This is a genomic window from Fibrobacter sp. UWR4 (assembly GCF_003149045.1).
Classification (GTDB): domain Bacteria; phylum Fibrobacterota; class Fibrobacteria; order Fibrobacterales; family Fibrobacteraceae; genus Fibrobacter.
The window spans coordinates 14,813-26,496 of sequence record NZ_QGDU01000004.1 but is presented as its reverse complement, the minus strand read 5'-3'; the positions used below and the strand labels follow the sequence as shown (position 1 = coordinate 26,496).

The window sequence follows — 11,684 nt, the reverse complement described above, 5'->3', positions numbered from 1 at the left end:
TCAAAAAGCAAAAGACACCCGGATAAATCCAGGTGTCCTTCAGCAAACATAAAACATTAAATCAGTTCCTCAGGGGGAAGATGATCATTTGCTTCCGGTTCCTGGTAGCAAGTTTCCGGTATCTGCACCTGATTTTGATAGTAGGCACGATGAGCGACAATCACTTTCTCACGAGCGAATTCAGCGTTCTTCCATTCACCGATCTGAACATCCTTACCTTCCAGTTCCTTGTAGTTTTGGAAGAAGTTCTTGGTAATGCGCAAAAACATCTGGTCCACATCGGTAATGTCCTTAATGGGACGAGGATTGAATACGGGAACACCAAGAACCTTATAGTCCTTCTTGCCACCGTCGGTCATATCCAGAGCGCCAATCACACGGCAAGTGCAAACAGTACCGGTCATCATGGATGCAGGGCTATAAATCAGCATATCCAGGGCGTCACCATCGTCGGCCTTGGTGCTGGGAATAAAACCATAAGTACAGGGATAGCTCATGGAACTAAGCAGGCAACGGTCCAGACGGAACACATGCAAACGTTCATCGTATTCGTACTTGAGGTTAGTATCCTTACCAATTTCAACAACACAATCCACTTCGTAGGGATACTTCTTGCCAATGGGCAGGTCCAAGTAGTTAATTGACATTAGGTCTCCTCGAGCTCACCACGAGCCCGCATTTTTGTTTTTCAGTATATGTAACAAAAATTTAGCATTTATTTACAGAAAGTCAAGGATTTTCCCGAACGAACAATCGATCATTTTTCACCAGTATAGGGGCTAGAGACTAGGTTCTAGGGGCTAGAGCAGCAAGATGCAAGCGCTTTTGATTTCGGGATGGTTACATCCTTCACTATTCACTGTTACCTGTTTCGCCAACGTGCTGTGGTCGCACGATCGAAGAGACCGAAGTAGAACTTAGGCTCCTTGCGGTCAGGGCTGTACCCCACCTCAAAACGCACGCGGTCCAGTGCGGGAATCACCAGATGGAGACCGCCATAGACAGCACCTTCGTAATTGTCCCAGCTAGGACGGCCCTTATCCCACAGTAGGCTGCCATCCAACCCAGCAACAAGCTGAAGACCGTAGAAAAAATTGATACCCCACAAGGAAGCTGGCTTACGTTCCCTTAGGACAAAACGTTCTTCCAAAGTCAACAAGGCTTCATGGACGCCAAGCCTATCGGAACTCGCCTCATGGCCACGGAAAGTATTGGCACCACCATGGTAGAAATAATCATAACGTTCCACATCACCAGGACGATAGCGGACCAGGGCTGTTGCCCCTGTTACAAAACGCCATAAAGTGAAATAGGCACGAGCGTCTATCAGGAATTCATTGAAGTTTTCACCCCCCAGATCATCGCAAGGACCTTCTTTACAATCTATTTCATGATCATCCCCATATCCGACGTGTGTCAACATATATTCGAAATAGACTCCCCGGCGACTATCCAGTTTACTATCGCGGAAGTCAAAGGCAAAGCCGAGGCCCAGTTCTGGCAATCCCGCAGCACCATACAAGTAACGAAGCGCCATCGTTCCCAATAAGGAGAGACCAGGCCTTACCTCGTAATCCAAATCCAGATCCGCTAGATAGCTATTATCCTGAAAAGTACGTAAGTCGTCCCAACTATCGGTTCTCAGGAATTCAAAGTTCCAGCCTAACGGCAACCCGAACAAATAAGGAGAGCTTGCGTACAAGGCATACTCATTATTCTCGAGGAACGGATCAAGCGTAGTGCGGTACTGCACTTCCACTCGGATATCTTCACCAAGCACATTCAGGTTTGCCAGGGCTAGGCCAATCATCAGGCCATCGCGATCCGTAGACTTTCCTGCAGGGGCGGGAATCCAGCGGAAAATTTCCTTAAACTGATAATGGGCAACACCATTTCCATCGCAACTTAAAGCGACATCCGTGAACAAGTCCAAATCTTCCAGCTTATGTTTTTCCGCCTGGAACTTTTCAGAGGAGTACGCCTCCCCCACCTTGTTTAAAAGTTCGCGATGAATCACCCTCGGGTTGGTATTTTCCAACCCCTCCAGAGCAATTCCCGTAAGAACCGTTCCTTCAGGGCAACCGCCAATTGCAACAGAATCCTGGGAGGAAACATCTTGGGCATGCAAAGGAGAAAGTGCAAGCGCAGTCGCTACACTCAAGCCTTTCAAACCAAATTTCTTCCAAAAATTGAAAAACATGATTCCTCTATTACCCACAATAATAGAAAATATCCCTTCCACCTCTATATATTTCATAAAAATCGCGTCAATTACTTCATTTCATAGACAACACATTCTTTCATTTTTCTATCTTTGGCACTGAATTTAGGAGAAAAAGCGAGGTCCTATGTTAGATTTTCTTTCCAACTACTGGTGGGTACTTCTCATCGTTGTTGTCCTTGTTGTTGTCATTTTTGCCGTCCGCGGTGTCCGTAAGGCCCTGAAGGAAGGCGGTGGCGCATTCAGCCTTGAAACAATCAAGAAGAATACCGAACCCAACTTTGCAGCTCTCAAGCAAAAGTCCCAGGCCCTGCTCCTGGACGCCGACATGATCTGTGAAGTTCAGGAAGGTCGCAACTTCGTATTGCCCAACAAGGAAGACATGAAGCTTTTCCGCAACGCTGTCAAGGCAAAGTACAAGCTGGCCATGTTCCTGGTTCCCGGCACCAACAAGGTCGCTTACTTCTTCTGCAAGACTGAACAGGGTCTCCGCCGCCGTATCGACAACTTGGTCATCAACCAGAAGCTCCGTGACGGCAAGAAGCCCTACAACGACATCGCTACTGGCGAAAAGCTCCGCTACCCCAGAGCATAACAAAAGCTTTTCAAGACTTTTGAAAAAGCAGGATTGCAATAGCAGTTCTGCTTTTCTTATAAGAACTGAACCCTGAATCCCTCTGTATATTTTTATGCGTCACTACAAAGACCTTGCTATCGCAGAAGAAGAATCAAAGCTGGAACAAGCCATCGGCGAGCACCGAAATCTTTTGGTGGAAGCCCCCACGGGTTCAGGTAAATCCCTCTACATTCCCTGGTTTCTTTCCAGACATTGCGAAGGCCGTGTTGTGGTATTGCAGCCCAGACGAATTGCAGCCATCTCCCTAGCCCAGTATTCCGCAAAACTTCACGAGGAAAGCTGCGGCAAGACCGTCGGCTACCAAGTTCGTCAGGACAGTTGCAAATCCGCAGAAACAAAAATCCTTTTCCAGACCTACGGCAACTTTTTGCAGGAACTGCTTCACGGTAAAATGGAAGCGGACTGGGTCGTTTTCGACGAATACCACGAACGCAAGGCGGACATGGATTTGCTTTTCAGCTACCTACTCAAGGGCGGTCCCCGAATTGCGGTCATGAGCGCCAAGCTGAACCGGACGGAAATGGAAAACACCCTAGGCGTAAAATGTCTGGAACTGGGTCATCCCCTTTATCCGGTACAGATTTTGCACCAGAATCCCACCACAGGCAACACCCTGGAAGCAGAAGTCATCAAGGCATTACGCACTCTAAAACTAAATGACGTCTGGAAAACAACGCTTGTATTTTTACCAGGCAAGGGTGAAATTATGCGCTGCCATACGGCAGCCGAAGAAGCATTGGGAAATCAGGCGGCAGAATACCTGGATCTTTTTGGTGGCCAGGAAAGAAACATCCAGGATCGCATTTTCGAGGAAACGGAAAGACCTCGAGTCATCTTCACCACCAACATTGCAGAAACATCCATCACCGTCCCGAATGTTAGCGGAGTGGTGGACAGCGGTATTGAACGAGTCAGTGAATATGACGACAGCGAGAAAGTAAACGTTTTACGCACATCCGCAATCTCCATGCAGAACGCCATCCAGCGTTCCGGACGTTCAGGACGAACCCAGAACGGTTGCGCCATCCGTCTATGGAGTGAAGAAACAGAAAAGAGAATGCCTCAGGGAATCATTCCCGAAGTCACTCAGATTGAACCTTCCGAATTACTCCTACAGAAGGCCTCCCTCGAAAAGAAGGTGGGAAACTTAGCACTTCCTACGGACATTCCCGAGAATAGAAAGCAAGCCGCCTTAAAATTGTTAGAAGGCTTCGGCATGCTGGAAGCTGGCGCCATTACGGAACTTGGCGAAAAGGCAATCCGCACACCGGTAACGGACATTCCGCTGGCATTGATTCTTGCAACCGCCAAAGAAGCATCCGATTTACCCGACTTGACTTTGGCCGCCATGGCATGGATTCATTCCGGTACGGAATTCGTCCAGAAATCCAAGCAGCCTCTAAACCTCATTACCTTAGCTAGCGATACCTTAAAGGGTTCAGGCGCACCTCGCGAAGTCTCTTATACGTTAAGGCAACTGCAAGACTATCGCAAAAGTGTATTCGGGAACGAGGCTACCTCCAAAAATGATGACCAGCAGCAACTGATCCGCACGCTACTCCATTCCTATCCCGATAGAGTAGCAACACCATCGGCATCCCAGAATGGTGGCGTATACAAGCTGGATAACGGAAACGTCATCCGTTTGCAGGTAACGGAACCGCCTTACGCCATCATCAGTTTATCCATGCTTAGAACTGGTGGCGGATCCAAATCTGAACTTCGCGTCAATCTCTACGTTCCAGTCCCCAAGGAAATGCTTGTAAACGACAGCGAACCCGCCCGTTACGAATTGCTATGGCGCAGTGGTCAGGAACGTTTTATCGGGAAGGAAATTCAAGGATCTTCTGAACGGGAAATACTCCCTCAGGAGGCCTCCCCTGCAGTTCTTTCCAAACTGAAGGAACTGACCGTAGAAGCCTGGAAGGAAAAACTCGCCAAGGAAAATTGGGACGGAAAATTCCTGACGGAAAACGTACAGACATTGCTCATCAAGATGCGTCTTGCGGCAAAGCTCTATCCTGAATTTGGGCTACCGGAATTCAATGAAGAAGATATGGAATTGATCTTCGATGAGTTTACCGATGGCGTATTCCTTCTTCGAGATATTAACGAAGATCGTTATCGCAACATTGTGGAGGAATACTTTGGAAAGTCCATGTTGAATTGGCTTTCAAAAACTTTCCCCGACCATTATACGCTACCCAACGGGAAAAAAGCCCGCTACAGCTATCAGGAAGTCGATGTCCCTGAGCCAGGAACACCAGGCAGCAACCTCATGACACAAAGCGCAGAAGGCGTCCTCATCGAAGTTTCTGCCCGCATCGAGGATTTTATGCAGGTGGATCGAGCCTCTGGAAAGGCATCGCCCATTACAGGCGAACACAGGATTGCTGACGGAAAATTGCCAGTCCGTTATGACATCCTCGCCCCCAATTTCCGCAGTATGCAAAAGACCTGGGATCTTACGGGTTTCTGGAAAAACACCTACCCAGAATTACGCAAGGAACTGAGGGGACGCTACCCCAAACACCCATGGCCGGAGGCCGTTCTCTAGCTGTAGAACGTAGGGCGACATCTCCGCGCCAAGAATATTGATTCTCCGTTCGGTTCCATCGCCTTCGGCTTCACCCGGCTTCGCTGGAGTCGTTCCACATCGACACACAAACCCCTAACAAGATTTATTTCAAATTTTTAACGCTAAATAAACTTTGGGTTCCCTACAGAAAGTCGGATTAAATTCAGAATTATTCTATCAACTTCATCGTCTTTTCAGAATGTCGAGTTTACTTCACTTTATAAATCACAAGGGTCTTGCTGTATTCGTAGCCGACTACCAGCAGTGCGGTTCCGGGTTCAGGACTTTGCTCGGCATCAATGAAAAGCACACCCTCGGGGCCACGATCCTTGGGGTCCATGTAGTAGCCAACCAACTTCGGCATCTTGCCGTTGACACCAATATCGGTAAAGTCAAAGGTGGCGATACCGCTCATTCTTTCGAGACCCACGAAACCAAGCAGGCGATTTTCCACTTTACCTACAGTGACGTTTTCCGGTTCGCAGCCCTTGTCATCACTGCGGGAATCCGTCCATTTCTCTAAATTCACTTTTCCTTTTTTGGAATTCCAGTTAAAGTATAGGGGAGCAACTTCCGCAAAAGTTTTTTCAAGAATTTCTCCGGAATCCCAGACAAGTTCTCCAGTATGGCCATCAAAGAGAGAAATGGAACGGGTACCATTTATAAGTTTGCAATCCTTATCGTCACCGCAAGCAATTTTTACAAACCGGGGATCCGTCTTTTCCATGTCATCCCCCTCGTTGGCGGTTGCCACAAAGGTTCTGCCATTCACTTCAAAGGCCTTGATTCCATCGGGCTGGCGAAGGCTTCGGATGTTCGCATTTTCGATGCGGATTTTGCCATCCTTTACCGCATCCAGGGCAAACCCCTTCTGGGTATGATCCACGAAGCCCAGGTCAAATATCGTATCCACATAGGCGTGTTCCACATCCACGCGAACAAGTGCATTGTTTTCTTGCAGGCTAACCCAGGCAATCTTCGAATCCTTTGAAACCGTAATATATTCCGGTTCAAAATCAGCTTCGTGAAGTGGAATCGTTATCACGGGATTTTTTTCCTGAGAAATCAAGTCCATATCCAGAATGGCAATGCCCCCCTCGGGATCGTGCAGCTTGTCTTCGCTGGGTTCGCCTTCGCAGGCAACCAGAATTTTCTTGCCATCGGGGGTAAAGGTCAGCATGTCGGGATGGTAGCAGACACCGTACACCCCCACCTTACGGATCGATCCATTTGAAACTTCCAGCAATTCAACATTACCCCGTTCCCAGGCAGGGTCTGCAAGCAGGCTCACCGCCACGAAATTTCCGTGGGCCGTAACGCTGGTAGCTTCCCCTTCCAGCATAAAGGACTCCGTACGTTTCGGCTTTCTGGGATTGGACAAGTCCACCACTTCCATCACATTTTCATCCCCCACCACGAACAGCTTTTTCGTGGCAGGCATATAGGCGGCAATTTCTGCGGTCTTTAATTCAATGCGGGAGAACTCTTCAAGAACATCCCCTTTGACAAAGGGACCTTGCAACACGTTCGCCTTTTCAAAAGACTCATTCTTCGCTTTTTTCGCAAAAGTAGTTGCGCCGCAGGCGAGCAGCACCATTAGCGCCATTTGAACCGTTCCAAGTCTCATCTTAACCCAGCAAAATCCTATTCAAAAAAACAGCCAGAACAGAAGCATGCCAATACCAAGGCCCCCCAGAAAAGTACTGGTCGGCACAATCACCGAGGAACTATTGGATTTTTCTGCTTCATTTACCTTATTTTCATTTTCTTCTTTGGCAGTTCTCAATGCCTGGTTACATTCCCCGTAATTTTTTTTCATGGTATCGTAACTTTGTTTCCAGCTTTCGCACATGGAACTTTCCATTTTCATAGCGAAGCGAAGAGAATCCTTTTCTGCAGCACAGGAACTGTCGTGCAGAGCCATCACGCTATCGCGAATGGAGATTTCTTCCAGAAGTTCAGCAGTCCTTGCAGAATCGGCAAAAGTCGGTTCCTCCGCAAAGGAAACCGACCACACCAAAGCAATAGCCGCAAGGAACGTTACAAGGCTCTTGAACACCATACCGTCAATATATAAAAGCGAGTAATCCGAGACCACGTCTATTTAACGGGTCTTTACCAGCTGTTTTTTCCACAGACCGTCCATTCCCTGCACATAATACACACCCGGTTTCATGGCGTCGTTGGACTTCACCACGGAACCATCCAGACGACGCACCTGACGGGCGCCATAAATTGCGGGAGCAACCTGCAGGGACTTCAGAACCAGCGGAGGTTCAGTCATTTCGCTAGAGGAAGACTCCACGAGAGATTCACTACTGGAGGACTCCGCAAGCTGTTCACTGGAAGACGATGCAACAGGAGCAGCACTACTAGAGGAAACAACAAATGCAGAACTGGAGGACTGCACTACAGACATCTGGCTAGAGGATGATTCCGCCACAGGGATCTTTCTGTTAGGATCCTTCATAATGGCATGGAAAATCTGAAGTTCAACCTTATCGACTCCTTCAGGATGATTCACGGAATTAAGGGCCCCTGTTACAGCTTTCAGGGAATCCTGAGACATGGAATATCCGAAATAAAAATATTTGGCAGAATAAGTAACACCATCAATAACAACTGGTTTAATCTCTTCTGTCTTTGCCGTAGCGAACCAACTTTCAAAAGCAAGCTCGTAAGTCTTGGAAACGAACAATTCATCCGGACCATAAGGTTCTTCATCCAGGTTTCATTATGGGCACGAACAATCAGCAGATTATACGCATTGGTAGAATCGTATGTTTCTGTTCTATTGCCATGGATATCCAGAATGGTTGTAGCAAAGTCATGATTTTCACTATTTTCTGCCCATTGCTTTTTGCTTTCATTCCACTGCAGATAGGAATAAGTCACCTGCTTTTGGACAAGGCACCCCGCATCCACGGAATAAGGAATCTTATAAGGAAATTCCTTTGCAATGGCTTTCATCTGATCCAGTGTTTCATGACGAACAGTACTATGGGATTCCGCTGAAGTCAACGCAAAATCCCCTAGCCATTTCGTTTCGTCCACATAGGCGAGCTTCAGGTTTACCACATCCGTTCCCAATTCATCGCAGATATTCTTTCTATCATCTTCTGCAAAAACAGACGTAGCCAAAGCAAGGCCACCAAGCAGAACACTCTTTACCATATTCATAAACACCTCCAACTTATACTTCCTTAAGATATAATAAAAAAGCCGGTTTTGCTAACCGACTTTTTGTGATTACGCCGTAGTAGGTCTAATTTTGAGTAATTATTAACTACGAGCAGCCAAAATGCGCTGCCAGCCGTCTTCGGGAATTTGAGCACCCATCACTTGAACAACTTCATTGGAAACGATACTGCCTAAGTTACCTGCACGTTCCATATCCCAGCCGTTCATATAGCCATAGATAAAGCCCGACGCCCACAAGTCGCCTGCACCCGTTGTGTCAATAGCCTTAGCGGAGCCCGCCTGAACACGAGTTATCTTGCCATCCTTAGCGATCAAGGCGCCACGCTTGCCAATCTTTACCACAGCCACCTTGGCCTTCTTGGCAAGAACATCAAGAGCAGCCTCTTCCCTCACGCCAGCATAGGCATAAGCCTCATCTTCATTCGCGATGATGATATCAATCATCTTCTTTTCGAACAGTTCATCAAAAGTCTTGCGGCATGCATCCACCACCCCAAAGGAACTGAAATCCAAAGCCGTTTCAATTCCCATCTCATGAGCAAGTTCCAGGGACTTCTTGAAGCATTCGGTGTTAAATGCGTTATAACCTTCAACGAAGACCAAGTCTACGCCTTCATAAAGGGTCTTGGAAAAATCCGCCTCGCCCAAGTTACTGGACGCCCCAAGATAGGTCCACATGGAACGTTGGGCATCGGGAGTCACTGCAGAAAATACGCAGCCAGTCGCAACATCCGAAATTCCCATGCGGGATTCCACACCAGAATTTTTCAGATGTTCCTTAAACAGGCGACCTAGTTCATCATCCCCCACTTTACTAATGAAGGACGCATTTCCACCCAGTTTGGCAATACCAACCATTGTATTGCAAGTGGATCCGCCAGGAACGCGTATAGACTTTTTCAGGCTGCTCAGAAATTTTTCCATCTGGGGCCAGTCAACAGCATTCATGCCGCCTTTCTGTACACCCTGGGCTTCCATCCATTCGTCACTGACGTTTGCAAGAATATCAACGAGGGCAGCGCCCACACCAAGAATTTTCTTCATTACATGCCTCCGCGACGACGGCGGATTCGCTCACCAGCACGCAGCAGGAACTGACGTTCTGAATCCGTAAGGGAATTGATTCCTTCACGGTTCACCTTTTTCAAAATTTCGTCCATACGTTTATCTTCATCCATATCGAAGACTTCGCCTTCAATCGGTTCGTCGGAATGACGAGAAGAACGAGTATTGCCATAAGCCTGGCCACCATCATTCATCTTGAACTTGGGACCGCGGGCATTCTTTGCCGCGCGTTCCACCTTGGACAGCAAGCCACCAAAGCCACCCTCATAAAGGCGCATATAGATAAAGCCACCCACGACACCGCCCAGATGAGCCAAATGGGCAACTCCATCGCCGGAAGGAGCCATAAGAACGTCAATCGCCACCATGAACCACATGGCATACTTAATACGCATGGGGAAAAAGAAGAACATGAGTAGCATTCGGTTGGGGAAAAATTTGTAGTAGGCTACAAAAATTCCCATCAAGGCGCCACTAGCACCAATGATCGGATTGTAGGTCAAGCCAAGGACACACATGATCAGGCTGAAAATGGCAGCAAAAATACCGCAGAAGAAATACATTCCCGTAAAATGCTTGGAGCCCATCATGTCCGCAACTTCGGATCCGAACATCCATAGCATCAGCATATTAAACAGGAAATGCCAGAAATCCACATGGACAAACATATAAGTCACATAGCGCCAAACCTGCAGGGGATCCGTAGGCCAGAAGGCGCCAAAGTGAGCAATAATATCACGGACATTGCCGTAACCCACACCGGGAATATTCAGATGCAACCCAAGGATTCCACCCACAACAAAGGCAATGCCAAAAACAACGGCATTGGCAATCAACAGAACACGAAGGCACTTCGGTAAAAACTTAAAAGGTCTCATAAACAGCTACTTGTTCTTCTTGAATTCATTTACCAGGTCATTCAAAATACAGGCTGGCACATAGGGCTTCAATTTTTTCCGTCCATCGGCAGATTCCGCCAGGCCACACTTCAAAAGCTCGCGAACAACAGAACTACTTACCATCAGGTGATCCCTGGAGGAAGACAGATAAACAGTCTCGCACTCTGGATAAAGCAACTTGTTGTTCCAATCCACGGAAAGTTCATAATCCATATCGGAACCATTACGGACACCGCGAAGAAGAACCGTTGCACCCACACTTTTCATGAAATCCACCGTAAGGCCCTCAAACAGGGCAACCTTGACGTTCTTGATTCCAGTACAGGCTTTCCGAATCAGCGCTACACGGGATTCCATGGAAAGCATATATTTCTTGGACGTATTCACCGCCACGAGAACCCAAAGTTCATCAAACAGTTTGGAACCGCGGGTAACCAGGTCCAAGTGACCAACGGTAAAAGGATCGAAGGATCCAGCAAAAACAGCTATTTTCTTTTCGGATTTCACAGCCATAAATTACAAAGTTTTGCGGTACAGAAGCAAGGAGGATTCGCCATACTTCCTAATCTGCAAAAGATCGTTGGCTTCGGCTTCCTTGGCCCATGCAGGTAAATTCTTGCTGGGAGCTTCAAACACAGCGACTCCGCCCGGATTGAGCCAGTCCCAGAAGGGGCGAAGATCCGGATATTCCATATCCTTAAAAGGAGGATCCGCATAAATCAGGTCAAAGCCTTCATCCTTACAAAGGACGTCCTTGGATAAAGTCAGCGCACTTGTTACCAACAAATTAACTTGACTATCCAGTTTCAAGGAAGAGTAGGCCTGCTGGACAAGTTTGGCCTGAACCTTTGACATTTCCACTGCAGTAACAGAAGCAGCACCACGGCTAATCGCTTCGATTCCCATAATGCCGGTCCCGCAGAATAGGTCCAGCATGCGGAAACCTTCTACACCCTGCAAAATATTGAACAGGGCCTCGCGGGTGCGGGACGCTGTAGGCCTAGTCTTGGATGTATCAGGCGAAGGGACGTTACGTCCCCTCAAGGTGCCTCCGGTAATTCGAATAGGCATCTTGATGATCTA

12 protein-coding genes are annotated in these 11,684 nt (G+C 47.7%); 2 read left to right on the top strand and 10 right to left on the bottom strand.

Annotated features, from left to right (window positions below; translation table 11 throughout):
- Positions 1-56 precede the first annotated feature (56 nt).
- Positions 57-647, bottom strand: a complete 591-nt coding sequence (locus tag BGX12_RS02535) for an inorganic diphosphatase (protein ID WP_109734524.1) — start codon at positions 645-647, stop codon at positions 57-59.
- 215 nt (positions 648-862) lie between these two features.
- On the bottom strand, positions 863-2,200 hold the full coding sequence (locus BGX12_RS02530; protein WP_109734523.1) for a BamA/TamA family outer membrane protein: 1,338 nt from the start codon (positions 2,198-2,200) through the stop codon (positions 863-865).
- 148 nt (positions 2,201-2,348) lie between these two features.
- Here BGX12_RS02530 and BGX12_RS02525 point away from each other — a divergent pair, with 148 nt between their 5' ends.
- Both BGX12_RS02525 and BGX12_RS02520 read left to right on the top strand, forming a co-directional pair.
- Positions 2,349-2,816 (top strand): hypothetical protein, encoded by a 468-nt coding sequence (locus BGX12_RS02525; RefSeq protein ID WP_109734522.1) that lies wholly within the window; start codon positions 2,349-2,351, stop codon positions 2,814-2,816.
- A 94-nt stretch (positions 2,817-2,910) separates the two neighbouring features.
- Complete coding sequence (locus tag BGX12_RS02520; RefSeq protein WP_109734521.1) at positions 2,911-5,415, top strand: ATP-dependent helicase C-terminal domain-containing protein; 2,505 nt, start codon at positions 2,911-2,913, stop codon at positions 5,413-5,415.
- A 229-nt stretch (positions 5,416-5,644) separates the two neighbouring features.
- Here BGX12_RS02520 and BGX12_RS02515 read toward each other — a convergent pair whose 3' ends face one another.
- From BGX12_RS02515 to rsmD, 8 genes are all read right to left on the bottom strand, one after another.
- A complete protein-coding gene (locus BGX12_RS02515) occupies positions 5,645-7,063 on the bottom strand; it encodes an alkaline phosphatase (protein ID WP_233246216.1) in 1,419 nt (472 codons plus the stop codon).
- Positions 7,064-7,084: 21 nt separating this feature from the next.
- Positions 7,085-7,498, bottom strand: a complete 414-nt coding sequence (locus tag BGX12_RS02510; RefSeq protein WP_109734519.1) for a hypothetical protein — start codon at positions 7,496-7,498, stop codon at positions 7,085-7,087.
- Between the two features lie 42 nt (positions 7,499-7,540).
- Positions 7,541-8,005, bottom strand: coding sequence for a hypothetical protein (locus tag BGX12_RS02505; protein WP_109734518.1), 465 nt, complete (start codon positions 8,003-8,005; stop codon positions 7,541-7,543).
- Positions 7,987-8,616 (bottom strand): hypothetical protein, encoded by a 630-nt coding sequence (locus BGX12_RS02500; protein WP_109734517.1) that lies wholly within the window; start codon positions 8,614-8,616, stop codon positions 7,987-7,989. The genes BGX12_RS02505 and BGX12_RS02500 overlap by 19 nt, the downstream gene beginning before the upstream one ends.
- A 102-nt stretch (positions 8,617-8,718) precedes the next feature.
- Positions 8,719-9,681, bottom strand: a complete 963-nt coding sequence (locus BGX12_RS02495) for an adenosine kinase (RefSeq protein WP_109734516.1) — start codon at positions 9,679-9,681, stop codon at positions 8,719-8,721.
- Entirely contained in the window at positions 9,681-10,580 is a 900-nt protein-coding gene (locus BGX12_RS02490; protein WP_109734515.1) for a rhomboid family intramembrane serine protease, read from the bottom strand. Before BGX12_RS02490 ends, BGX12_RS02495 begins: the two co-directional genes overlap by 1 nt.
- Before the next feature lie 6 nt (positions 10,581-10,586).
- Positions 10,587-11,114: a pantetheine-phosphate adenylyltransferase gene (coaD, locus tag BGX12_RS02485; protein ID WP_109734514.1), complete on the bottom strand. Its 528-nt coding sequence runs from the start codon at positions 11,112-11,114 to the stop codon at positions 10,587-10,589.
- A 3-nt stretch (positions 11,115-11,117) separates the two neighbouring features.
- Positions 11,118-11,672 (bottom strand): 16S rRNA (guanine(966)-N(2))-methyltransferase RsmD, encoded by a 555-nt coding sequence (gene rsmD / locus BGX12_RS02480; RefSeq protein WP_109734513.1) that lies wholly within the window; start codon positions 11,670-11,672, stop codon positions 11,118-11,120.
- Positions 11,673-11,684 lie beyond the last annotated feature (12 nt).